This is a genomic window from Halomonas sp. CKK8 (assembly GCF_029625235.1).
GTDB classification, from domain to species: domain Bacteria; phylum Pseudomonadota; class Gammaproteobacteria; order Pseudomonadales; family Halomonadaceae; genus Halomonas; species Halomonas ventosae.
The window spans coordinates 48057-72386 of record NZ_CP121193.1; the positions used below are offsets into that span (position 1 = coordinate 48057).

Annotated in this window: 22 protein-coding genes; 10 read left to right on the forward strand and 12 right to left on the reverse strand. The window is 67.9% G+C overall.

The window, feature by feature from the left end:
* Positions 1–118: 118 nt before the first annotated feature.
* Both P8934_RS00225 and P8934_RS00230 read left to right on the forward strand, forming a co-directional pair.
* Positions 119–1810: an FAD-dependent monooxygenase gene (locus P8934_RS00225; RefSeq protein ID WP_278032390.1), complete on the forward strand. Its 1692-nt coding sequence runs from the start codon at positions 119–121 to the stop codon at positions 1808–1810.
* Positions 1811–1812: 2 nt separating this feature from the next.
* Entirely contained in the window at positions 1813–2022 is a 210-nt protein-coding gene (locus tag P8934_RS00230; protein ID WP_278032391.1) for a hypothetical protein, read from the forward strand.
* A 151-nt stretch (positions 2023–2173) separates the two neighbouring features.
* Here P8934_RS00230 and P8934_RS00235 read toward each other — a convergent pair whose 3' ends face one another.
* The 7 genes from P8934_RS00235 to P8934_RS00265 form a co-directional block, all read right to left on the reverse strand.
* Positions 2174–3397: a multidrug effflux MFS transporter gene (locus P8934_RS00235; protein ID WP_278032392.1), complete on the reverse strand. Its 1224-nt coding sequence runs from the start codon at positions 3395–3397 to the stop codon at positions 2174–2176.
* A gap of 98 nt (positions 3398–3495) precedes the next feature.
* Positions 3496–4140 (reverse strand): maleylacetoacetate isomerase, encoded by a 645-nt coding sequence (gene maiA, locus P8934_RS00240; RefSeq protein WP_278032393.1) that lies wholly within the window; start codon positions 4138–4140, stop codon positions 3496–3498.
* Between the two features lie 18 nt (positions 4141–4158).
* The gene (locus tag P8934_RS00245; protein WP_278032394.1) at positions 4159–5178 is read right to left on the reverse strand and encodes a fumarylacetoacetate hydrolase family protein; all 1020 of its coding nucleotides are present in this window, start codon (positions 5176–5178) and stop codon (positions 4159–4161) included.
* Between the two features lie 73 nt (positions 5179–5251).
* Positions 5252–6562, reverse strand: a complete 1311-nt coding sequence (gene hmgA, locus P8934_RS00250) for a homogentisate 1,2-dioxygenase (protein ID WP_278032395.1) — start codon at positions 6560–6562, stop codon at positions 5252–5254.
* 14 nt (positions 6563–6576) lie between these two features.
* Positions 6577–6816, reverse strand: a complete 240-nt coding sequence (locus P8934_RS00255; RefSeq protein ID WP_278032396.1) for a DUF2783 domain-containing protein — start codon at positions 6814–6816, stop codon at positions 6577–6579.
* Positions 6803–8527, reverse strand: coding sequence for an FAD-dependent oxidoreductase (locus tag P8934_RS00260; RefSeq protein ID WP_278032397.1), 1725 nt, complete (start codon positions 8525–8527; stop codon positions 6803–6805). Before P8934_RS00260 ends, P8934_RS00255 begins: the two co-directional genes overlap by 14 nt.
* A 76-nt stretch (positions 8528–8603) precedes the next feature.
* Positions 8604–9572: an MBL fold metallo-hydrolase gene (locus tag P8934_RS00265; protein ID WP_278032398.1), complete on the reverse strand. Its 969-nt coding sequence runs from the start codon at positions 9570–9572 to the stop codon at positions 8604–8606.
* A 373-nt stretch (positions 9573–9945) separates the two neighbouring features.
* On the opposite strand from P8934_RS00265, the gene P8934_RS00270 reads away from it, so the two are divergent.
* The 4 genes from P8934_RS00270 to P8934_RS00285 are packed head-to-tail and all read left to right on the forward strand — an operon-like array spanning position 9946 to position 13372.
* On the forward strand, positions 9946–10995 hold the full coding sequence (locus P8934_RS00270; protein WP_278032399.1) for a TRAP transporter substrate-binding protein: 1050 nt from the start codon (positions 9946–9948) through the stop codon (positions 10993–10995).
* A 20-nt stretch (positions 10996–11015) separates the two neighbouring features.
* Positions 11016–11555, forward strand: a complete 540-nt coding sequence (locus P8934_RS00275; protein WP_278032400.1) for a TRAP transporter small permease — start codon at positions 11016–11018, stop codon at positions 11553–11555.
* Positions 11552–12847 carry a TRAP transporter large permease gene (locus P8934_RS00280; RefSeq protein WP_278032401.1) on the forward strand — a complete coding sequence of 432 codons (1296 nt, stop codon included), beginning with the start codon at positions 11552–11554 and terminating at the stop codon, positions 12845–12847. The genes P8934_RS00275 and P8934_RS00280 overlap by 4 nt, the downstream gene beginning before the upstream one ends.
* A 30-nt stretch (positions 12848–12877) precedes the next feature.
* Positions 12878–13372, forward strand: coding sequence for a MarR family winged helix-turn-helix transcriptional regulator (locus P8934_RS00285; protein WP_278032402.1), 495 nt, complete (start codon positions 12878–12880; stop codon positions 13370–13372).
* 88 nt (positions 13373–13460) lie between these two features.
* On the opposite strand, the gene bhcR is transcribed toward P8934_RS00285, so the two are convergent.
* Entirely contained in the window at positions 13461–14285 is an 825-nt protein-coding gene (gene bhcR, locus P8934_RS00290; protein ID WP_278032403.1) for an HTH-type transcriptional regulator BhcR, read from the reverse strand.
* Positions 14286–14411: 126 nt separating this feature from the next.
* On the reverse strand, positions 14412–15197 hold the full coding sequence (locus tag P8934_RS00295) for an enoyl-CoA hydratase (RefSeq protein ID WP_278032404.1): 786 nt from the start codon (positions 15195–15197) through the stop codon (positions 14412–14414).
* Positions 15198–15296: 99 nt separating this feature from the next.
* On the opposite strand from P8934_RS00295, the gene P8934_RS00300 reads away from it, so the two are divergent.
* Positions 15297–16562 (forward strand): amino acid deaminase, encoded by a 1266-nt coding sequence (locus P8934_RS00300; RefSeq protein WP_278032405.1) that lies wholly within the window; start codon positions 15297–15299, stop codon positions 16560–16562.
* 51 nt (positions 16563–16613) lie between these two features.
* Here the strand turns inward: P8934_RS00300 and P8934_RS00305 are convergent, their stop codons facing one another.
* From P8934_RS00305 to serA, 3 genes are all read right to left on the reverse strand, one after another.
* Positions 16614–17957, reverse strand: coding sequence for a nucleobase:cation symporter-2 family protein (locus P8934_RS00305; protein WP_278032406.1), 1344 nt, complete (start codon positions 17955–17957; stop codon positions 16614–16616).
* A gap of 59 nt (positions 17958–18016) precedes the next feature.
* Positions 18017–19372 (reverse strand): 8-oxoguanine deaminase, encoded by a 1356-nt coding sequence (locus tag P8934_RS00310; RefSeq protein ID WP_278032407.1) that lies wholly within the window; start codon positions 19370–19372, stop codon positions 18017–18019.
* A 355-nt stretch (positions 19373–19727) separates the two neighbouring features.
* Complete coding sequence (gene serA / locus P8934_RS00315) at positions 19728–20978, reverse strand: phosphoglycerate dehydrogenase (RefSeq protein WP_133636699.1); 1251 nt, start codon at positions 20976–20978, stop codon at positions 19728–19730.
* Between the two features lie 249 nt (positions 20979–21227).
* On the opposite strand from serA, the gene P8934_RS00320 reads away from it, so the two are divergent.
* The 3 genes from P8934_RS00320 to dxs are packed head-to-tail and all read left to right on the forward strand — an operon-like array spanning position 21228 to position 24312.
* Complete coding sequence (locus P8934_RS00320; RefSeq protein ID WP_278032408.1) at positions 21228–21512, forward strand: exodeoxyribonuclease VII small subunit; 285 nt, start codon at positions 21228–21230, stop codon at positions 21510–21512.
* Positions 21496–22386 carry a farnesyl diphosphate synthase gene (locus tag P8934_RS00325; protein ID WP_278032409.1) on the forward strand — a complete coding sequence of 297 codons (891 nt, stop codon included), beginning with the start codon at positions 21496–21498 and terminating at the stop codon, positions 22384–22386. The genes P8934_RS00320 and P8934_RS00325 overlap by 17 nt, the downstream gene beginning before the upstream one ends.
* Positions 22387–22401: 15 nt before the next feature.
* Positions 22402–24312: a 1-deoxy-D-xylulose-5-phosphate synthase gene (dxs, locus tag P8934_RS00330; protein WP_278032410.1), complete on the forward strand. Its 1911-nt coding sequence runs from the start codon at positions 22402–22404 to the stop codon at positions 24310–24312.
* Positions 24313–24330 lie beyond the last annotated feature (18 nt).

Sequence of the window (24330 nt, forward strand, 5' to 3'; positions counted from 1 at the left end):
TACCTTGGTCGGGGGGAAAGGGTGGGTTGTCCCCTTTTTTCAGGGACATGAGGGGAGGGTATCACGGGGATACGCTGCGTCCACGTCAGACCACAAGAACCCCCTGCAGGAGGTGTCCATGCGACCCGCCGGACGCTCGGAAACCGATTCGCTCTACTTCGATTACCCGCATTTCCCTTTCGTTCGCCCACCCGAGCTGGAGGGCGAGACCGCGCGCCACCCGGTGGCCATCGTCGGTGCCGGCCCCGTGGGGGTGACGGCCGCCCTGGAGCTGGCGCGCCACGGTATCGCCTCCGTGGTGCTGGACGACAAGGACACCGTCAACGACGGCTCCCGTGCCATCTGCATTTCCCGCCACAGCCTCGAGATCCTGCAGCAGCTCGGCGTCGATGCGCCCTTCGAGGAGAAGGGACTGGGCTGGATCCAGGGACGCACCTACTTCCGAGACCGTGAGATCTACCGCTTTCGCATGCCGCACTCCGACCAGGAGCGCTACTACCCGATGGTCAACCTGCAGCAGCAGTACATCGAGCAGTTCCTGATCGACAAGGCCCACGCCAGTGACCTGATCGAGATACGCTGGCAGAGCGTCGTGACCGGTGTGAGTCAGGACGATGCAGGCGCCACCCTGCAGGTCAGCACCCCCGAAGGCGAATATCGACTCGAGGCCGACTACCTGCTGGCCGCCGACGGCGCGCGCAGCGTGGTACGCAAGGCCTTCGATCTCTCCCTGCATGGGGAGGCCTACGAGGGGCGCTACGTGATCGCCGACGTCCGCCTCAAGTCCGACTTTCCCACCGAGCGTCGTGCCTTCTTCCATTCCCAGGCGATGCCCGACACCACCATCCTGGTCCACAAGCAGCCTGATGATATCTGGCGCATCGACTACCAGCTCGGCCCCGGCGAGGATCCCGAGCAGGCGGTCGGGGAGGGCAGTATTCGCGCGAAGGTCGAGCTGATCGTGCGAGACGTGATGCACGAGGAGGGGGACTGGGAGCTGGAGTGGTGGAGCCTCTACAAGGCCTACACCCTGGCCCTGGATGACTATCGTCATGACCGCGTGCTGTTCATCGGCGACAGCGCCCACCTGGTACCGATCTTCGGCGTTCGCGGCCTGAACAACGGCCTGGCGGATGCCGCCAATGCCGGCTGGAAGCTGGCCTGTGTCCTCAAAGGTCAGGCGCCGGATCGGCTCCTGGACAGCTACAGCCCGGAGCGGCGAGGTGCCACCCTGGATGTCTTCGCCAACGCCGGCAAGAGCACGCGCTTCATGACCCCGCCGACCCGGGGCCATGCGCTGATGCGCGATGCTGCCCTGGCGCTGGCCTACCATAACGACTACGCCAGCGGCTTTGCCAACCCGCGCCAGGTGACCCCCTATACCTATGCAGAGAGCCCGCTGACCCTGGCCGATGATCCCGCCTTCGAGGCCGGCCCCATTCCGGGGGCACCGCTGATCAATCGCCGCCTGGGTGACGATGACTTCCTGCTCGACCATCTCGGAAGCGGCTTCAACCTGCTGCACTTCAGCGAGGATGGGCGTATCGATGCGAGGCTGGAACAGGAGCTCGATAAACTTCGCTCTCGCGGCCTCGATATCACGCTGCTGCGCGCGTCACGAACTCCGGGTGACGAGAAGACCCTGGTCGACGTGGATGGCAGCCTGTTCGCCGGCTATGGGGCCAGGCCCGGCAGTGCCTACCTGGTTCGCCCCGACCGCCACGTGGCGGCCCGCTGGATGGCACTCGATCCGGCCGAGCTGAACGCGGCCCTGAACATTGCCCAAGGTCGGGCCCTGGAAGGAGAATGACCATGACCGATACCACACTGCCCTTCGCCGATCTCGAGCAGGTCTATGAATGTCTGGCGAACACCCTGGACAAGCTGCCGGAAGGCGAGAAGAGTCACTTCCTGGCGCAGCTGGCGCTGGCGCTGTCCCATCGCGTTCCGGATGTCGATCAGGTGATGGCGGCCATCGAGGAGGCGCAGGAGGGAACACTCATCGATCAGAGCAGTGCCTGAGCGATCACAGGAGCAGGGCTGGACGCAGGTGCCAGCCCGCGTACCGTGTTGGCTCTCTGCCCAAGAGCACCCTCATCCAGCCCATTTCAGCCAGCGGCCTACCCCGTAACCGTCAGCGGCTGTTGGTCAGCCGCTGTTCCATACCGCCAGGTCATCCCTGACGGCAACTTTCTCGAGAATTGCCCGTGGCCCTGCTGCCCTGCTGGATCAGCCCAAGATAGGCCACAAGCGCAACGATTCCCCCCAGAGCGATGGCGATGGCCATGGTGCGCGAGGTGCCGTCGTGGAACTGGCCGACCAGGGTGCCACCCAGGGCGGCGATGGTCATCTGCAGGAAGCCGAACAGCGACGAGGCCGACCCGGCGCACTGGGGGTTCGGTGCCAGTGCGCCGGCCATGCTCTGCGGCATCACGATCCCGAAGCCGAACAGGAACAGGATGTGCGGCCCGATCACGGCCCAGGGCTCATGAAGGCCGGCGATCGCCAGTCCCGCCATGGTGGTGCCGGCCAGGGCACACAGCAGGGTGGCCAGCAGCAGCAGGCGGTCGCGGCCCAGGCGGTGGCTATAGCGGCCACTGAACAGCGTGCCGGAGAAGAACCCGGCGACGATCAGCGTGAAGCCGATCCCGTACTCGAAGGGCGTCATGCCCATGTATTCGATGAGCACGAAGGAGGAGCCTGAAAGAAACGCGAAGAGGCCGGCGAAACCGCTGGCGTTGATCAGCGTGTAGCCGATGAAGCTGCGCTGGGTCAGCAGCATGCGGTAGTTGGCGAGGATCACCCTGGGGGCCACCGACTGGCGGCGATCGGCGGGCAGCGGTTCGGGCATCATCAGGACGAGAATAAGCAGCATGATCACCGCATAGACGGCCAGCAGCAGGAAGAGCGACTGCCAGCCGAAGAACAGCAATAACCCCGCCCCCACCACCGGCGCGAGCGCCGGCGCCAGGGCCATGGTACTGGCCATGTAGGAGAGCACTCGTCCGGCTTCCACCGGGCCGTAGATATCGCGCACCGCGGCGCGCCCCAGGACCGGACCAGCGGCACCCCCGAAGGCCTGCAGGAAGCGGCCGGCCAGCAGCCATTCGATGCTGGGGGCGAAGGCGCACAGCAGGCTGGCGGCCAGGAAGAGGATAATGCCGGCGATCATCACCGGGCGCCGCCCGAAGCGATCGGAGATGGGGCCGCAGAACAGCTGGGCCAGGGCGAAGCCCGCCATGTAGAGGCTCAGGGTCAGCTGAACCTGGTCGGGCCCTGTGGCGAGGGCTTCGGCCATGGCCGGCATGGCCGGCAGGTACATGTCGGTGGCCAGTGGACCCAGCGCGGTCAGTGCCGCCAGTACCGCCACGGTGGCGGGGGAGGTCAGCCTCAGCACCCGATTCTCCTTGAGCGTATTGTCCCGATACACAAAAGCGGGCATGGCATCGGCATGTTGCCGTGAGCCGTGCCCGCTTCATTGGCTCGCTCAGACTATCAGCGAGCGTCCGGCTGCGCCTCCGGTGCCGCCTGCCGGAAGGCAGGTAGCTCCCGGCAGTTGTCGGTGATGCGCTGGATCCTCGGGTAGGCCGAGAGGTCGCACTCGAAGCGTTCGGCGTTATATACCTGAGGCACCAGGCAGATATCCGCCAGAGTCGGCGTGTCGCCATGACAGAAGTCACCGGTTCCCGCTTCGGCGGTGAGCATGGACTCCAGCGCCTGGAAGCCTTCGGCGATCCAGTGGCGGTACCAGGCGAGCTTGGCCTCGTCATCCACCCCGAGCTCGCCTACCAGGTGCTTGAGCACCCTCAGGTTGTTGAGGGGATGGATCTCGCAGGCCACGACCTGGGCCAGGGCACGCACCCGGGCGCGCTCGGTGACGTCCGCCGGCAGCAGCGGCGGTTCCGGGTAGCGCTCGTCGAGGTACTCGCAAATGGCCATCGACTGGGTCAGGGTGACGCCCTCATCGGTGCCCAGCGAGGGCACCATACCCTGGGGGTTACGCCCCAGGTTAGCGGCTTCCCGCTGCTCTCCCTTGACCAGGTTGACGGGCGACTGGTCATAGTCGACCCCCTTGAGGTTCAGGGCGATCCGTACCCGGTAGGCGGCCGACGAGCGAAAGTAGCCGTAGAGCGTGGTCATCGTCGCATCTCCGCTCGCTTACTTGGGCTGGTACTTGACGACCTGCTGGTCGATGGCACCGAAGATGCTCCTGCCTTCACGGTCGAACATCTCGATGCGGACCCGGTCGCCGAAGCGCATGAACGGCGTCTTGCTGTCGCCGTGCAGGATCTTCTCCACCATGCGTACCTCGGCCAGGCAGCTGTAGCCCACGCCGCCCTCGCTGATTGGCTTTCCGGGGCCGCCGTCGGGATCCGGGTTGGAGACGGTGCCGGACCCGACGATGGCGCCGGCACCCAGATAGCGGGTGCGGGCGGCGTGGGCGATGAGCTGCGGGAAGCTGAAGATCATGTCGGGACCGGCCTCGGGCTCACCGAACTTCTCTCCGTTGAGGTGCACGGTCAGCGGCAGGTGTACCTTGCCCTCCTGCCAGGCGTCACCCAGCTCGTCCGGCGTCACCGCGATGGGCGAGAAGCTCGATGACGGCTTGGCCTGGAAGAAGCCGAACCCCTTGGCGAGCTCGCCGGGTATCAGGCCGCGCAGGCTGACGTCATTGACCAGCATCACGAGCTTGATGTGCTTGGCCGCCTGTTCAGGCGTGACGGCCATGGGCACATCGTCGGTGACCACGGCGATCTCGCCCTCGAAGTCGATGCCGTGCTCCTCGCTGATCGCCTCGATATCCTCGGTTGGGGCGAGAAACCTGTCGCCGCCGCCCTGGTACATCAGCGGGTCGTGCCAGAAGGTCTCGGGCATCTCGGCGTTACGCGCCTGGCGCACCAGCTGGACGTGGTTGAGGTAGGCGGAGCCATCGGCCCAGTGGTAGGTACGCGGCAGCGGTGAGTGCAGAGCGCTCTGGTCGAGATCGAAGGCGCCCTCGGCCTTGCCCTTGTTGAGCTCGGCGTAGCGTGCCTCGAGCTGGGTGCTCACGGCGTCCCAGGCCTCGATGGCCTGCTGCAGGGTGGACGCAATGTCGGTGGCCCGCACGGCGCGGGTCAGGTCGCGGGAAACCACGATCAGTTCGCCGTCGCGGCCGTTCTTAAGAGTGGCGAGCTTCATCTTGTCTCGATCCTTTTCGTCGGGGGGCGAGGCCACCCAGGGCCTCGCTCGTCATGTGTCGAGGGAAGCCGGATCAGGCCCGGTTCGGGTCGAAGTGCGCGCGCAGGGTCGACCACACGTCCACATAGTCGCGCTGGCGGAAGTCCGCCTCCAGGGCCGCCGCGGTGGGGTGGTAGACGTAGCGGCTCTCGAACATGAAGGCCAGGGTGTTGCCCTGGTACTGGGGCGTGAGTTCGGCCGTGGAGGCCTTCTCGAAGGTTTCGGCGTCCGGGCCGTGGGGCGACATGCAATTGTGCAGGCTGGCACCACCCGGCAGGAAGCCCTCCGCCTTGGCGTCGTACTCACCATGGATCAGGCCCATGAACTCGCTCATCAGGTTGCGATGGAACCAGGGCGGACGGAAGGTATCCTCGGCCACCATCCAGCGCGGCGGGAAGATCACGAAGTCCAGGTTGGCCATCCCGGGAGTATCGGAGGCGGAGGTCAGCACGGTGAAGATTGACGGGTCGGGATGGTCGAAGCTCACCGTGTTGATGGTGTTGAAGTTGGAAAGGTCGTACTTGTAGGGGGCGTAGTTGCCGTGCCAGGCCACCACGTCCAGCGGCGAGTGGCCGAGGCGCGTCTCCCAGAAGCGGCCGGAGAACTTGGCGACGAGTGAAAAGTCTCCCTCGAGCTGCTCATAGGCGGCGACGGGGCTCTGGAAGTCACGCGGGTTGGCCAGGCCATTGGCCCCGATGGGTCCGAGACCGGGGAGCTCCATGGGGTTGCCGTAGTTCTCGCAGATATAGCCGCGAGCGGCATCGACGCCATCGGCACGGCGTACCTGGAACTTGACGCCGCGCGGGATCACGGCGATCTCACCGTTGTCGACGTCGATCTCGCCGAACTCGGTGCGCAGCCGCAGCGCGCCCAGCTGCGGGACGAAGAGCATCTCGCCATCCGCCGTGTAGAAGAAGCGGTCGGTCATGTCCCGGTTGACGGCGTAGACGTGAACGCCCACGCCGCTCTGGGCCCCGGCATCCCCGTTGACGGCGATGGTCAGCAGGCCATCGATGAAGTCGGTGGGCTCCGAGGGCAGCGGGGCCGGATCCCAGCGCATCTGGTTGGGGTCGGCGGCGGGCTTGTCCAGCGGCGAGGTGTGAACACGGCGGTTCTCAAGCGGCTGGTAGGCGCTCTGCACCACGGAGGGGCGGATGCGATAGAGCCAGCTTCGCAGGTTCTGATGGCGGGGCGCCGTGAAGGCGGATCCGGTCAGCTGCTCGGCATAGAGGCCGTAGGCACACTTCTGCGGAGAGTTCTGGCCCTGAGGCAGGGCGCCGGGAAGCGCCTCGGTGGCAAAATGGTTACGGAAACCGCTCTGGTACTCAAGCGTATCGGTGGTCATGGGGAAATCCTCGTTCAGCGCTCTTCTTGTTGGGCCGACTGGCCTTGAGCCTTGGCCGGTTCGGTGGCCTGGCCAGCGATGGCCAGGGCTTCCTCGAGCACCTGCTGGTCACCGACATGGTTGGCTAGCAGCAGAATGAGCCGCGTATTGATGCGTTCGCTCTCCGCCTCGCTGCGTTCGCGATGGGTATCGGTCAGCGCGGCGTAGAAGGCATCCGGGTCGGTGAAGTTGGGGTTCAGCTCAAGCCGTGGCATGGCGACCTCCCTGGGATTGGGAAAGCGGGACAAGGTGGATGCCCAGGGCGCGTTCCAGTTCCGCGCCGACGGCCTCGACCGACACCTCGGCCCAGCGGGCCGTCACATGCTGGTCGGGGCGGAACAGGTAGCCTGCGCCGGGGACCAGCCCATAGCGCTCGACCACCAGGCCCACGGCATCCGCGATCAGGGTGGTGCGCGGCAGGCTCGCCAGGGCCTGGGAGACGGGCCCCAGCAACAGCAGGTCAAGATCGGGCCGCTCCTGAAGCAGGTCGTCCAGGCGGGGCTTCAGGTCCTCGGCCGTCGCCGTGCCCAGGCGGCCATCGATCAGCAGCACGAAGCGGTTGCCGATCCGGTTGAGCAGCCAGGCACTCTGATCGTCCAGGCGGATGGGGGCATCCTTGGCCGGACTGCCGGGGCGCAGGTCGGCCGGCATCCCCTCGGCATCGGGGCCATTGAGCGGCGAGTCCTCGTAGCGGCAGGGCATCGACAGGCGACCACTGTTGACCAGGCTGCGGGCGAAGGGATACTGCTCCGCCAGTTCCAGGGTAGTGTCGCGGAACAGCCGGCTGACGCGGCTCTTTGGGGTGATGAAGTCGGTGGCACGGGTGGAGTTGAGGATGTTCTCCTCTGCTCCGTGCTGGCGTTCGGTGTTGTAGGTCTCGAGCAATGCTTTAGGCGCCTCGCTTTTCAGCACGCGGGCCAGTTTCCAGGCCAGGTTGTCGATGCCTTGGGCCCCCCCGTTTGCGCCGCGTGCACCGAAGGGCGAGACCTGGTGAGCGGCGTCGCCCATGAAGAAGACCCTGTTATGGATGAAGTTGTCCATCTTGCGGCAGCGGAAGGTATAGACGCTGGCCCACTCCAGCTCGAACTCCACCTCCTCGCCGAGCATCTGCTGCACGCGGGGCCGGATGTTTTCCTCCTTCTTCTCTTCCTCGGGGTCGGCGTCCCAGCCTAGCTGGAAGTCGATGCGCCAGACGTTGTCCGGCTGCTTGTGCAGCAGCACCGACTGGCCCGGATGGAAGGGTGGGTCGAACCAGAACCAGCGTTCGGTGGGGAAGTCGGCCTTCATCACCACGTCGGCGATCAGGAAGCGGTCCTGGAACACCTGACCCTTGCACTCCAGGCCCAGCATGTCGCGGACCTTGCTGTTGGCGCCATCGGCCACCAGCAGGTAGTCGCAACTGAGCCGGTAGTCACCGTCCTGGGTGGTGATTGTCACCACGCTATGTTCCGGCTGGCTGTCCACTGCGGTGACCCTGTTCATCCAGCGCAGGTCGATGTGCTCAGTGAGTTCCCGGGCGCGGTCGACCAGGTACTCCTCGAGGTAGTACTGCTGCAGGTTGATGAAGGCCGGTACGCGATGGCCCTTTTCGGGCAGCAGGTTGAAGTCGTAGACCTCGCGCTCCTGGAAGAAGACGCGACCATGTTGCCAGGTCACGCCCTTGTCCAGCATCGGCTGGGCGGCGCCCAGCCGATCCATGATCTCGAGGGTGCGCTTGGCGAAGCAGATCGCTCGCGAACCGACGCTCACGGTGTTGTTGTCGTCCAGCACGATGCTGTCGATGCCCTGAAGGGCCAGGTCGATGGCGGCGGTCAGCCCCGAGGGGCCCGCCCCGACGATCACCACCGGGCAGTGGCGGATCTCGCTTCGGTCCAGTTCGGGCGGGCGTCGATAGGGATAGACGGGATTCTTGTAGGTCTTGGGCATGAGTGGCTCCCACGGCTTCGCCGGGCCAGCACCCCGGCGCGAGCTTGTCGTGATCCGGACCGGGTCCGGATGGCAGTTACTGGTTCTCGACGACGTCCTGCAGCGAGTGCCACATGTCGTTGTCTCGCTCGGCAGTCCAGATGCGCGGGTCCGGGTACTCGCCACCTGCCTCGTCAAAGCAGCGCGTGATGTCGAAGGGCAGGCAGTGATCGAAGATCACCCAGTGGCCGTACTTGGGCTTGAGCTTGGCGTAGGTCTCGGCGTAGCACTCGGAGAGCGATTTGCCGGCGGCCTTGCCGGCCTTGACGCTCTCGTACATGTCGGCGAGGAAGTCGCGGGTGCCCTGGATCGCCTCCTGGCACTGCTCAGGGGTCTGCAGCGCCTCGCCGCGTCCCGGCACCAGCTTCTCGGGTTGCATGGCCTGCAGGCGGTCCAGGGTGGCGGGCCAGTATTCGTGATAGGCGTCACCGGTGTAGGGGGTGGCGCCATACTCCACTAGGTCACCGGAGAACATCACCTTCTCCTCGGGCAGCCAGACGATGGTGTCGCCCTTGGTGTGGCCACGCCCCAGGTGGATGATGCGCACCTCGCGCTTGCCCATGAACACGGTCAGTTCCTGCTGGAAGACGATGTTCGGCCAGGTCAGGCCGGGCACCGAGTCGACGCCCTTGAACAGTCGCGGGAAGCGGCCGACCTCGGACTCGTAGTCCTGCTGGCCGCGTTCCACGATCAGATCATGGGTGTGCTGGCTGGCGATGATGTTCTCGGCCTCGTAGGCGGAGGCGCCGAGCACGCGCACGGCATGGTAGTGGGTCAGCACCACATGCTTGATCGGCTTGTCGGTGACCTCGCGGATCCGGCGGATCACGTCCTGGGCCATGATCGGGGTGGCCTGGGTGTCGATGACCATCACGCTGTCGTCGCCGATGACGATGCCGGTGTTGGGGTCGCCCTCGGCAGTGTAGGCGTAGAGGCCCTCGGCCAGCTTGTCGAAGCTGATCTGCTTCTCTTCGGTATCGGCGTGGGACGCGAACTTCTTGCTCATGATTCCTCCAGTGTCGTCAGGGCGCCGGTAGCCCCGGTCATCGTCGGGCCATGCCGTCGGGACTCGGCAGTGAGGCGATAATAGTTTCCTTTGAAACTGTATGTCCAGTCGAACACACTTCGCTGTCGCTGTGAAGGTCCCGCAGGAAGCCGTCCTACGGGCCTATCAGCGAATGTAGCGCTCCTTTGTTAGACCTAAGTTCTAGCTATTTTAGTTGCGCAGGAGACTAATCAACGGGCAAGGTGTCGCCGAGAGGAACATCGTTCCCCGTGCAACCGGTAAGCATTTTCCTGCCTCTGCCCGGCTCAAGAAGATCCCTACAACAACGGGCGGTGACCTGGCCGCCTTTCCCGTGACGACGGAGGAGTACAAGATGAACAAGGCCACCGGACTGATCCTGAGTGCCCTGGCGGCAGCCACCCTTAGCTCAACGGCCCTGGCGCAGACCACCATCAACGTCAGCAGCTGGGGGGGACCCAATCACGGCATCAACACCATCGTCTGGCCGACCTGGAAGGCCTGGATCGAGGAGGCCACCGAAGGGCGCGTGACGCTTCAGGTCACCGAGGACCTGGGTCCGCCCGCGGCCCAGATGGCTCTGGTGGCCGATGGCGTCGCCGACGCCAGCTGGATCTTCCATGGCCACATGCCGGGCCGTTTCGAACTGACCAAGTTGCCGGAATTCCCCACCTTCGAGAGCTTCTCCTCCGAGGTTGCCTCCTCCGCCTACTGGGAAACCTTCAAGACGCATCTCGCCCAGGGCAATGAGCATCGCGGTCTGGAGGTCATGGCGGTCGGGGTCCACGGCCCAGGGCAGATCTATACCGCTGAAAAGGTAGAGACCTTCGACGAGCTGGAGGGCAAGCGGCTGCGGACGGGTGGCGGCGTGATGAGCGATCTGGCGGATGCCATGGGCGTGACCGGTGTCGCATTGCCGCCCACCGGGGTCTACGAGGCGGCCTCCCAGGGGGTCATCGATGGTGCCATGCTGACCTTGGAAGGCCTGCGCAGCTTCCGCGTCGCAGAGGTACTGCCCAACACCCTTCAGGTCGATGGCGGCTTCTATCGCGGCAGCTTCGCCATCATCATGAACCCGATGGTCTGGGACCGGGTCTCCGCCGAGGATCGCGAGGCCATCGAGGCGGTATCGGGCGAGTCGCTGTCGCGCCTGTTCGGCTACATGATGGATGTCTCGGACCGTCGAGGTGTCGAGTTTGCCGAGGAGCTGGGCAATACCTTCACCGAGGCCTCCGAGGAGGATATCGCCATGCTCCGGGAGGTCAGTGATGAGCTGATCGACCAGTGGGCCGACAAGGTCAGCAGCGGCGACCTGGATGCCCGGGAGGCGCTGGCGTTCTTCCGTGACCGGCTCTCCGAGGCGGCCGATGCCGAGAGCATCGAATCCCGTGTGGTGCAGGAATAAGCCCGTCTGGAGTATTGACCATGACTAGCATGCCGACCCGCTGGCATCGCGTCGGCCGGGGCCTGCAGCTGGGGCTGGAAGGGGTGGCGGGTGCCACCCTCTTCGGCATGATGCTGCTGACCACGGCCGACGTGACCGGTCGTTTCTTCTTCAACTCCCCGATCCTCGGCAGCGTGGAGCTGACCCAGCTGATGCTGGCGGCAGTGGTCTTCCTGTCACTGCCGGTGGTCTGCTGGCGGGAGGAGCACGTCAGCGTCGACCTGCTCGATGCGGTCTTCCCGCCGCGCTGGATCTGGCTGCGCCAGGTGATCGTCAACCTGATCGTGACAGCGGCACTCTGGGTCATGGCCGGGCGCGTCTGGGCGCTGGGCGCTCGGGCCTTCGACTGGGGGGATGTCACCGAATTCCTGCGCATTCCCGTCGGCTACCTGATCTACCTGATGGCCATCATGCTGGCCCTTTCGGCGCTGCTCACCCTGATGCGCGCTGGCGCCTACCTGCTGGAGGGCATCGGTGTCCTCGAGCGGGGAGGGCCGCTCAGCCCGGGAGGCACTCCATGATCGAGTCGCTCTTCGGTTTCGCCGCCCTGCTGGTCCTGGCATTCCTGCGCGTGCCGCTGGCCTTCGCCATGGGTATCGTCGGCTTCGTGGGGTTCTACTACTTGACCGGCAACTGGACAGCGGCCGAGGCCATGGCCGCTCGCCGCGTCGTGGACACCGGCATGGATTACGGCCTGTCGGTGATCCCGCTGTTCATCCTGATGGGCAACCTCGTCTCCCATGCCGGGCTCTCGGATGCCCTGTTTCGCGCCTCCAACGGCTTTCTGGGGCACCGCAAGGGGGGCCAGGCCATGGCGACCATCGTCGCCTGCGGCGGCTTCAGTGCCATCTGCGGCTCCAGCCTGGCGACCTGTGCCACCATGGGTCGGGTAGCCATGCCCCAGATGCGCAAGTACGGCTACACGGACTCGCTGGCTGCGGCTTCCATTGCCGCCGGCGGCACCCTGGGTATCCTGATCCCGCCCAGCGTGATGCTGGTGATCTATGGCATCCTCACCGAGACCAGCATTCGCGAGCTGTTTGCCGCGGGCTTCATTCCAGGGATGGTCGGCATCCTGTTCTACCTGGTGGCGGTGAAGTGGGTGCTGTGGCGCGACCCGGATGCCGGCCCGGCCGGCGTGAAGGTGCCCTGGGCGGAGCGCCTTGCCGCCCTCAAGGATGTCGGCAGCACACTGGCGTTGTTCGTGCTGGTGATCGGCGGCATCTACCTGGGCGTGTTCACGCCAACCGAGGCGGCCGGTATCGGCGCCATGGGAGCCTTCATCATTGCCCTGCTGAAGCGGGCGCTGACCCCGCAGGTGCTCATGAACGTGCTGATGGACACCGTGCGCACCACCGCCATGCTCTTCGCCGTGGTGCTCACCGCGCTGATCTTCGCCAACTTCATCAACCGCGCAGGGTTGCCCGATGACCTGCTGGCGCTGGTCAACGGGCTGGATGTCGCCCCCTTCGTGGTGATCCTGGTGATCATCGCCATCTATGTGGTGCTGGGCTGCGTGTTCGAGAGCATGTCGATGCTGCTGCTCACCGTGCCGGTGTTCTTCCCGGTGGTGGCGGGGCTGGGCTACGATTTGGTGTGGTTCGGCATCCTGGTGGTGATCGTGATCGAGATCAGCCTGATCACGCCGCCGGTGGGGATGAATGTCTTCGTGCTGCGGGCGGTGTTGCCGGACGTCTCCACGGGAACCATCTTCCGCGGGGTGACGCCGTTCTGGGTGGCCGGTACGCTGCGTGCCTTGCTGGTACTGGTGTTCCCGGGCATCGTGCTGTTCCTGCCACAACTGCTCTACTAGGGGAAGATGGAGATGGATGGGCGACCGAAGATGCCTCAAGGGCCGGCGGGTGCTGCGGTAGGGGGTGGGGCGGACCTTCCCCCCAAACCGGAGCTGGACCTCAACCAGTTCCTCCCCTATCGGCTCAACCGGCTGGCCGACCGCATCAGCGACGAGCTGGAGCGCATGTACGCACAGCGCTACGACCTCAACGTGGCCCAGTGGCGTGTACTGGCCTGGCTCAGCCACTGCGATGATCTCACCGCCAAGAAGGTCTGCACCTACACCAACATGGACAAGGCGCGGGTCTCCCGGGCGGTGCAGGCGCTGGTCGACCGTGGCCTGGTGACCCGGACGCCCTCCGCCAGGGACCAGCGGGTGCATGACCTGCACCTGACCCGCGAAGGGGCTGAGCTGCTCTCGCGGCTGATCCCGGAGGCCCAGGACTGGGAGGCGGAGCTCGTGGCGACCCTCAGTGCGGGCGAGTACCGTGACCTGCTCAATGCCATGGGCAAGCTGGAGCGGCAGTTGGAGCGGATCGGCTAGGCCTGTCTCTGAAGCGCACCATCCCCACACGACAGCGCCCGGCCATGGCCGGGCGCTGTCGTGTGAGGGGCAGGGGCAGGCGACGCGGTCAGGCCGTCGGGACCTTGCCCCCCAGCCGCGCGGTGATCTCGGCGGCGGTGTCGCGCACCAGCGCGCCCAGCTCGCCCAGCCGCCCCTCGGGGATGCGCGCCTTGGGGCCGGAGACCGAGATGGCGGCCAGCGGGGTGCCATGCTCGTCGTGGATGCAGGCGGCGACGCACTGCAGGCCGATGGCGTGCTCCTCCCGGTCGCAGGCAAAGCCCTGGCGGCGTATCTCGGCCAGCCCTTCCCGCAGCGATGCAGGGGTGTGCAGGGTATTCTCGGTGACGCGTGCCAGGCCCCGTTCGTCGAGGATGCGCTCGAGCTCCTCGTCCGGTAGCCAGGCCATCAGCGCCTTGCCGACGCCCGAGGCGTGCAGGGGGGCCCGGGAGCCGAGCCGGGTGATCATGCGCATCATCTGCGGCGACTCGCTCTGGGCCAGGAACACCGCCGTGCCGTCGTCGCGCACACCGAGGTTGGCCGTCTCGCCGGTCTGGGCGGTGAGGCGGCGCAGGAAGGGGCGGCTGGTACCCACGAAGTCGCGGGCCTCGAGGAAGCTGTTGCCGATGCGGAAGGTCTTGACGTCGATCTTCCACACGCCGAGTTCGCTGTCCTGGGTGACGAAGCCCTGGCTCTGCAGGGCCTGCAGCAGCCGGTGGGTGGTGGAAGGGGCGAGCTCCGCCTGTTCGGCCACCTCGGAGAGGGCCAGGCCGCCGGGACTGGCCGCCAGGCGCTCGAGCAGGTTGAGCCCGCGAACCAGCGACTGGCTGTGGCCGCTGGTGCTCTTGCCCGACCCCGCGGGCCGTCCCGCTGTCCTGCGCTTGCCTTCACTCACCCGGATCGTCCTCCTGCCGCGTTCTCTCGAGGCCACAGGATACCTTGTCGCCCGGGCGCTGTCGCGGTTACGGAAATGGCTTCCATCCCGCGATGCCGCCGTGGTCTCAACGGTGTCGCCGCGGTCTCAGCGATGTCGCCATTGGGGCGGGCGCTTCTCGATGAAGGCGTCGATCCCCTCGCCGGCGTCCTCGGCCATCATGTTGCAGGCCATCACCTCCCCGGCGTAGGCGTAGGCCTCGTCCAGCGGCATGGCGAGCTGGCGGTGGAACATCGCCTTGCCGGTACGCACCGCGACCGCGCTCTTGGCGCAGATGCTAGAGGTGAGTGCGCCCAGCGCCTCGTCGAGAGCCTCGTCGTCGGCGACCCGGTTGACCAGCCCCCAGTCGCGGGCCTGGTCGGCGTCGATGAACTCGCCGGTGAAGAGCATCTCCATGGCCCGCTTGCGGGTGACATTGCGCGACAGCGCCACCGCCGGGGTGGAGCAGAACAGCCCGGCATTGATGCCCGAGACGGCGAAGCGCGCCGAGCGCGCCGCCACGGCCAGGTCACAGCTGGCCACCAGCTGGCAGCCCGCCGCCGTGGCGATGCCCTGCACCCGGGCGACCACCGGCACCGGCAGGTCGACGATGGCCTGCATCACGGCCCCGCAGCGCGCGAAGAGCTGCTGGTAGTAGGCCTCGTCGGGGTTGGCACGCATCTGCTTGAGGTCGTGACCGGCACAGAAGGCGCGGCCCTCGGCGGCGATCACCACGCAGCGCACGTGCGCGTCGTCGGCCAGGCGGTCGAGCTCGCCACCCAGCGCCTCGAGCATCTCCTCGGAGAGGGCGTTGAACTGCTTCGGCCGGTTCAGCGTCAGGGTGGTCACGCCATCGCCTTCATGGCGGCGGACCAGGGGACTGTCATCCTGCATCGTGGGGACTCCGGTGGAAGGAAGGGCTCCCAGCCTAGCGCCCCGGGCAGCGCTTTCGTTAGGCTTGCGACCAAAGATGGTCCCTGGCGAGGAATGCCCATGAGCGACGTGTCCCCCGAGTCCACCGCCTGCCTGGCGGCGCCCGCCCGCGCCGAGCACAAGGGGCTGCCCGAGACCGGTCCCCGCCTGCTGGCGGACGTTAGCCTGCCGGCGGCGGTGCTGCACGAGGCATCGCTGGCCCACAACCTGGGCTGGATGCAGGCATTCTGCGATGCCCATGGCGCCCTGCTGGCGCCCCACGGCAAGACCACCATGGCCCCGGCGCTCTTTCGCCGCCAGCTGGAAGGCGGCGCCTGGGCGATCACCCTGGCCACCGCCCCCCAGTGCCGGGCCGCCTTCGCCCATGGCGTGACGCGCCTGCTGCTGGCCAACCAGCTGGTGGGGCGGGCCAACATGGCCATCGTGGCGGAGCTGCTCGAGGCCGGCGCCGAGCTCTGGTGCCTGGTGGACTCCGCCGACAATGCCCGCGAGCTGGACGCCTTCTTCGCCGGGCGTGGCCTGCGCCTGCCGGTGCTGATCGAGCGGGGGGTGCCGGGCGGGCGCTGCGGCTGTCGCAGCCGCGAGGAGGTGCTGGCGCTGGCCGTCGTGGTCGACGCGGCGGCCGGCCTCGAGCTCGCCGGCGTGGAGGGCTACGAGGGCCTGGTCCAGGCCGAGGCTGGGGCCTCCCCGGAGGCGGCGGTGGCGGCCTATGCGGCCGAACTGGTCGACACCCTCATTGCCCTGCAGCGCGCCGGCCGGCTGGCGGTGGCACGTCCGCTGGTCACCGCCTCCGGCTCCGCCTGGCACGACATCGTCGCCGAGGCCTTCCGCGATGCCGGGCTGGACGAGCGGGTCCGCCGGGTGATGCGGCCCGGCTGCTACGTCACCCACGACCACGGGCTCTACGGCGAGGCCCAGGCACGGGTGCTGGGGCGTCGGCCGGCCCTCGGCGAGGGGCTGCGCCCGGCCCTGGAGGTGTTCGCCCAGGTGCAGTCGCTGCCGGAGCCGGGCCTGGCCATCGTCGCCATGGGGCGTCGCGATGTCGGCGGCGACCGCCTGCCGCGGGCGCTGCGCCGCTATCGCGAAGGCGGGACGGTGGACCGGACCTTGCCGGTCGAAGGTTGGCAGGTGGAGAAGCTCATGGACCAGCACGCCTTCCTGCGCCTGCCCGAGGTGGCGGGCCACCGGCCTGTGGACGAGGTGCGCGTGGGCGACATCGTCGCCTTCGGCATCTCCCATCCCTGCCTGACCTTCGACAAGTGGCGACGCCTGTGTCGGGTCGACGAGTCTCTGGCGGTGGTCGAGGTCCTCGAGACCTGCTTCTGACCGCCGACGCCCCGCCGCCTCGAGGAGGCGGCGGGGCGGGGGTCGGCGAGCTCAGACGTCGCTGCGGAAGGGGCGCTCCTCGCGGGGCAGGATCAGGTTGAGGACGATGGCGCAGAGCGCACCGGGGATCAGCCCCGACTCGATGATCGCCTGGAGGTTGTCGGAGAGGTCGGCGTAGAGCCCCTCCTGGGCCGGCAGGCCGATGGCCGCCGACAGCGAGACGCCGATGATCACCATGTTGCGCTTGTTGAAGCTGATGTGGGAGAGCATCTTGATCCCGGCGCTGGCGATCATGCCGAACATGATCACCACCGCCCCGCCGAGCACCGCATTGGGAATGCTGGAGACGATGGCGCCGAGCTTGGGCAGCAGTCCGGCGATGACCAGGAAGGCGCCCCCGATGGCGACCACGAAGCGGCTGACCACGCCGGTCAGCGCCACCATGCCGACGTTCTGGCTGAAGCTGATCTGGGGGAAGGCGTTGAAGATGGCGGCGAAGACGCTGGCCAGGCCGTCGGCCATCACCCCGCCGGAGAGCTCCTTGGGGGTGGGCGCGCGATCCAGCCCCCCGGCGGTGGTCCCGGCGATGTCGCCGATCGACTCGGCGCAGGTCACCACGGCCAGCAGTACCACCGGCAGCACGGCGGCCCAGTGGAACTCCAGGCCGATGGCCAGCGGGGTAGGCAGCGAGATCCAGGCGGCGCTACCGATGGCGGAGAAGTCCACCAGGCCGAAGGCGGTGGCCGTGGCATAGCCGGCCAGCAGGCCGATCAGCGGGGCCGCCTCCGACCAGATGCCACGACCGAACTGGTGCAGGCCCAGGGTGATGACCAGCACCAGCCCCGCCAGCAGCAGGTGGTGTGAGGCCCCGAAGTCCTCGGCGCCGAAGCCGCCGCCGACATAGGCCAGGCCCACCGGCATCAGCAGGGTGCCGAGCATGATCACGAAGGTGCCGGTGACCACCGGCGGGAAGAGGAAGCGGAACCACGGCAGGAAGAGCCCCACCAGGGCCATGGCGACCCCGCCGCAGAGCGCCGCGCCCAGGGCCGCCGGCAGCCCCATGCCCACGGCGATGGGGATCAGCACCGGCACGAAGCCGAAGCTGGTGCCCATGACGATGGGCAGGCGGGCCCCGATGGGTCCGAGCCCCAGCGACTGCACCAGGGTGGCGACCCCGGCCACGAACATGGCGGCCTGGATCATGAAGGTGGTCTGCTCGGCGGAGAGGTCCGCGGCACCGGCGATGATGATGGGCACGGTGACGTTGCCGACGAACATCGCCAGCACGTGCTGCAGCCCCAGGGGAATGGCACGGCCCAGGGGGGGCATGGCATCGACGTCGTGGGTGCTGCGCACCCGGCGCGCCGTCGCGTCGGCGGGGGACTCGGTGGTCATGGGGTGTCTCCTGTTGTCGTTGTTGGACGTGGTGAGAACAGAGGGAAACGGGAGGGGAATCAGGCCGACCCGCGCAGCTCGCGGGCGGCCTGGTCATGCCGGGCCAGCAGGGCGTCGAGGTCGAGGTCCCGTGGCCGGCCATCGATCAGGCGCCAGCGCCCGGCGACCATCACCCGATCGGCGCGGTGGGCCCCGCACAGCAGCAGAGCCGCGACCGGGTTCTCGGCGCCGGAGAAGCGGGCCTCGTCCAGCCGGAACAGTGCCAGGTCGGCCTGCTGGCCGGGTGCCAGCCCGCCGATGTCGCTGCGCCCCAGGCAGGCCGCCGAGCCGCGGGTGGCCCAGCGGATCACGTCGTCGTGGGTCACCCGGCTCGGCGAGTAGCGCAGCCGGCCCAGCAGCAGGGCCTGGCGCATCTCCTCGGCCAGGTTGGAGTGATCGTTGGAGGCCGAGCCGTCCACCGCCAGCCCCACCGGGCAGCCGGCGGCCTCGAGCTCCAGGGTGCGGCACATCCCGGAGCCCAGCACCATGTTCGACGACGGGCAGTGGGCGATGCCGGTACCCGCAGCACCGAGCCGCGCCACTTCGTCATCGTCGAAATGGATGCCATGGGCCAGCCAGGTGCGCGGCCCCAGCCAGCCGGTGGCCTCCAGGTAGTCCAGCGGGCGCATGCCGAAGAGCCGTTGGCAGTAGGCCGTCTCGTCCTCGGTCTCGGCCAGGTGGGTGTGCAGGCGCACGTCCTTCTCCTCGGCCAGGCGGGCACTCTCCTGCATCAGCTCGCGGCTCACCGAGAAGGGCGAGCAGGGCGCCAGGGCGATGGTGGTCATGGCGCCGTCGCCGCGCTGGTGGTGGGCGTCGATGAGCCGAGCGCTCTCGTCGAGGATGGTGGCCTCGTCCTGCACCACGGACTGGGGCGGCAGGCCGCCGTCGTCGCGGCCCACGCTCATCGAGCCCCGGGTGAGGGCGGCCCGCACGCCGAGGCGGCGGGCGGTCTCCACCTGGACGTCGATGGCATTCTCCAGCGCGCCGGAGAAGACATAGTGGTGGTCGGCCACGGTGGTGCAGCCGGACATCAGCAGCTCGACCATGGCGAGCTCGCTGGCGAGGGCGAGCTGGCGCTCGGTGAGCTTGGCCCAGACGTCGTAGAGGGTCGTCAGCCAGGGGAAGAGTTCCTTGTTCAGGGCCGGCGAGTAGGCCCGGGTCAGGGTCTGGTAGAAGTGATGGTGGGTATTCACCAGCCCGGGCAGCAGCACATGCGCCGAGGCGTCGAAGACCTCATCCACCGGTGTTGTCGGTGTGGCGCCTGAAGGCATCGCCTCCACGATACGTCCGCCCTGAATCACCACGCCACCGGCGGCATGCGCATCGCTGCAGGCACGGGGGGCCCGGATCCATAGGGTCTGTGAAGTCGGGGTCATGGTGGCCTCCCGGGGCTCCCTCGACGGCAACCCCCTGTCGTGGACAAAGGGTTACCCAAGTCTCGTGCTGGGCAGGAGTCTTGGTTCAGGTGCCTTCGACATGATGTGTGTACTCTAACTGTCATCCATTATTTGGCATGGATTGTGTACAAAATGGAAGGCGTCGGGTCAACTGTCAAGCGTGTGGTGCTCAACGCTCGTCGGCTCCCGGCATGCCGCTCGAGAGCGACCGGCAGGGGCGTGCCTGGGGACCGGGAGCGAGCCGGCTGGAAACCCTGCGGCATGGGTGCCGTTCATGAAAAGAGCCGCCGCGTCATCGACGCGACGGCTCCGGTCTGACGGGAGGCAACGGGGGTCAGTCGGCGTAGCTGCTCTCGGAGTAGAGTACCCGCACGCGCAGGGTGTGCTTCACCTGGCGCAGGGCTTCCAGGGCTCGCGAGCCGTAGGCCTTGTCCACGTCGATGACCACGTAGCCGATACGCTCGTTGGTCTGCAGGTACTGGCCGAGGATGTTGATGTCGTTCTCGGAGAGCACGCGGTTGATCTCGGAGAGGACCCCGGGCACGTTGTCGTGGATGTGCAGCAGGCGGTGCTTGCCCGGGTGGGCCGGCAGGGCCACCTCGGGGAAGTTGACCGAGCTGACGGTGGTGCCGTTGTCGGAGTAGGTGACCAGCTTCTCGGAAACCTCGATGCCGATGTTCTCCTGGGCTTCGAGGGTGGAGCCGCCGATGTGCGGGGTGAGGATGACGTTGGCCAGGCCGCGCAGCGGGCTCTCGAACTCCTCCTCGTTGCCCTTGGGCTCCACCGGGAAGACGTCGATGGCGGCGCCGTTGAGGCGGCCGGCCTTCAGCGCCTCGGCCAGGGCCTCAATCACCACCACGCTGCCGCGCGAGGCGTTGATCAGGATGCTGCCCGGCTTCATCAGGGCGATCTCGGGCTCGCCGATCATCCAGCGGGTGGAGGGCAGGTCCGGCACGTGCAGGCTCACCACGTCGGCACGGGCCAGCAGCTCCTCGAGGCTGGCCACCTGGCGGGCATTGCCCATCGCCAGCTTGGTCACCACGTCGTAGTAGATGACGTCGAAGCCCAGCGACTCGGCGAGCACCGAGAGCTGCGAGCCGATGCTGCCGTAGCCGATGATGCCCAGCGTCTTGCCGCGCGCCTCATGGGCATTCTTGGCCGACTTCAGCCAGCCGCCCTCGTGGGCGCGGGCGCTCTTCTCGGGGATGCCGCGCAGCAGCATGATCGCCTCGGCCAGCACCAGCTCGGCCACCGAGCGGGTATTGGAGAAGGGGGCGTTGAAGACCGGAATGCCGCGCACCAGGGCGGCATCGAGGTCCACCTGGTTGGTCCCGATGCAGAAGCAACCCACCGCCACCAGCTTCTCGGCCGCGTCGAAGACGCGCTCGTTGAGCTGGGTGCGCGAGCGGATGCCGATGAAGTGGACGTCACGGATCTTCTCGATCAGTGTCGCCTCGTCCAGCGAGGTCGGCAGGTGCTCGATGTTGGTGTAACCGGCATTGAGTAGGTTGTCCACCGCGCTCTGGTGGACGCCCTCGAGCAGCAGGATCTTGATCTTGCTCTTGTCCAGGGACGTTTTGGCCATGGTCGATTCAACCCCTTCTTCGGCGCGCGCCGCATGCATGTGTCATGAAGATGCTGAAGAGCCTGGGGCCCAAGGGCAGGCTCGAAACAGGGCCGATAGCTTACCACAGCCGGCATGAGCGAGGATGAAAATGCTGAGCGCCATGGATGAATGGCATGCAAGTTGCGCGGGGGCCGGCCGGGGCAGACGACCCCCCGGGGAGAGCGTGTATACTGTCCGCCCATGAACCAGCCACCAGCGAGAGAGGCGATGGCGGAACAGCACAGCCAAGGCAGCGGCGCCGAGCCGGCACCGGCCGACTTCGCCGCCACCGTCGAGCGGCTCGAGCAGCTCGTCGAGCGACTGGAGTCCGGCGAGCTGTCGCTGGAGGGGTCGCTGGCCGCCTTCGAGCAGGGCGTGCGCCTGACCCGCGACGCCCAGCGCCGGCTCGACGAGGCGGAGCTGCGGGTGCGCACCCTGACCGAGGGCGAGGCCGGCGGCGTCGACCTGCAACCCTTCGATGCGCCCGCCGCGGAGGATGATGGTGAGCGCTGATGCCCTGGCCGACCGGCTGGCCGCGGACCGGGCTCGGGTCGATGCCCGTCTCGAGGCGCTCTTCGCGGCACGCTCGGCTCCCTCGCCGCGCCTCGAGGCGGCCATGCGCCATGGCCTGCTGGTGGGGGGTAAGCGACTGAGGCCGGTGCTGGTCTATGCGGCCGGCCGCGCCCTGGGGGCGGCGGAGGACGACCTGGACGCCCCGGCCATGGCGCTGGAGCTGGTCCACGCCTATTCGCTGGTCCACGACGACCTGCCGGCCATGGACGACGATGACCTGCGCCGCGGCCAGCCCACGGTGCACCGGGCCTATGACGAGGCCACCGCGATCCTCGCCGGTGACGCCCTTCAGGCGCTGGCCTTCGAGGTGCTGGCGCGGGCCGCCCACCCCCGGCTGCCGGCACTGGTCGCCGGCCTGGCCGGCGCCGCCGGGCGCGACGGCATGGTGGCCGGCCAGGCGCTGGACCTCGCCGCTGTCGGCGGGCATCCCGATGCGGCGGCCCTGGCGGCCATGCATGGCCACAAGACCGGTGCGCTGATCCGCGCCGCGGTGCGCCTCGGCGGCCTGGTCGCCGCGGACGAGGCCGACCCCCGGCTGGCCGCCCTGGACGCCTACGCCGACGCCATCGGCCTGGCCTTCCAGATCCACGACGACATCCTCGACGTGACCGGCGACACCGCCACCCTGGGCAAGACCTCCGGGGCCGACGCTGCCCGGGCCAAGCCCACCTACCCGAGCCTGCTGGGGCTCGAGGGTGCCCGTCGACGGGCCGACGAGCTGGTCGAGACGGCGGTGGCGGCCCTGGTGCCGCTGGGCGAGGCCGCCAGCCCCCTGGCCGACCTGGCCCGCTACATGATCGAGCGTGACCATTGACACTACAGGGCCCTCATGAAGCTGTTCGATGACATCCCCGTCGAGCGTCCGGCCACGCCGCTGCTCGATACCCTGGATACCCCGGCCGCACTGCGCGCCATGAACGCCGGCCAGCTGGCCCAGGTGGCCGACGAGCTGCGCGCCTACCTGCTCTACAGCGTGGGCGTCTCCGGCGGCCACTTCGGCGCCGGCCTGGGCGTGGTGGAGCTCACCGTGGCCCTGCACCAGGCGCTGGAGACCCCCTACGACCGCCTGGTCTGGGACGTGGGCCACCAGGCCTATCCCCACAAGATCCTCACCGGGCGCCGCGAGGCGATGACCGGCATCCGCCAGTACGGCGGCCTTGCCGCCTTCCCGCGGCGCGCCGAGTCGGAGTACGACACCTTCGGCGTGGGCCATTCGAGCACCTCGATCTCGGCGGCCCTGGGCATGGCCCTGGCCGCCCGCACCCGGGGCGAGCAGCGGCGGGTCTGCGCGGTGATCGGCGACGGCGCCCTGACCGCCGGGATGGCCTTCGAGGCCCTGGCCCATGCCGGCCATGTGGATGCCAACCTGCTGGTGGTGCTCAACGACAACGAGATGTCGATCTCCGAGAACGTCGGCGGCATGGCAAGCTACCTGGCGCGCATCCTCACCAGCAAGCCCTATACCAGCATGCGAGAGGGCGGCAAGCGGGTGCTCTCCCACCTGCCCGGGGCCCTGGAGCTGGCGCGGCGCACCGAGGAGCACATGAAGGGCATGATCAGCCCGGCCACGCTCTTCGAGGAGCTGGGCTTCAACTACATCGGGCCCATCGACGGCCATGACCTGCCGCTGCTGGTGCAGACGCTGCGCAACATGCGTGACCTGGAGGGGCCTCAATTCCTCCACGTCAAGACCTGCAAGGGCAAGGGCTTCCTGCCCGCCGAGGCCGACCCCATCGGCTACCACGCCATCACCAAGCTGGAGAAGAACGGCGAGACGCCGCCGCCGCTCAAGCCGGCCAGCCCATCAACCAGCCGCAAGCAGAAGTACTGCCGTGTCTTCGGCGACTGGCTGTGCGACATGGCGGCGGTGGACGAGCGCCTGGTCGGCATCACGCCGGCCATGCGCGAGGGCTCCGACCTGGTGCGCTTCTCGAAGGAGTACCCCGAGCGCTACTTCGACGTGGCCATCGCCGAGCAGCATGCGGTGACCCTGGCCGCGGGGCTGGCCTGCGAGGCCATGAAGCCGGTGGTGGCGATCTACTCCACCTTCCTGCAACGTGGCTACGACCAGCTGATCCACGACGTGGCGGTGCAGGAGCTCGATGTCACCTTCGCCATCGACCGCGCCGGCCTGGTAGGCGAGGACGGCCCCACCCACCACGGCAGCCTGGACCTCTCCTACCTGCGCTGCGTGCCGGGGCTGGTGGTGCTGGCCCCCGCCGACGAGGCCGAGTGCCGGGCGATGCTCAGTGCCGCCTACCACCATCCCGGCCCCGCCGCCGTGCGCTACCCCCGCGGCACCGGCCCGGGCGTCGCCACGCCCGACCACCTCGAGCCGATCGAGATCGGCCGTGCCGAGTGGCGGCGTCGTGGCAGCGGCGAGGCGACGCGGGTGGCCCTGCTGGCCTTCGGCAGCCTCAATGGCCCGGCGGCAGAGGTGGCCGAGCGCCTCGACGCCAGCCACCTCAACATGCGCTCGATCAAGCCGCTGGACCGTGACGCCGTGCTGGCCGCGGCCGATGAGCACGACCTGCTGGTGACCCTGGAGGAGAACGTGGTCGCCGGCGGGGCCGGCAGTGCGGTCAACGAGCTGCTGATGGCCGAGGGGGTGCAGGTGGAAGTGCTCAACCTCGGGCTGCCCGATGCCTTCGTCGAGCACGGCAAGCCTGCCGAACTGCTCGTCGAGTGCGGCCTGGACGCGGACGGCATCGAGGCCTCGATCCGCACTCGGCTGCCCTGACCCCCGTCATCTTTCGCT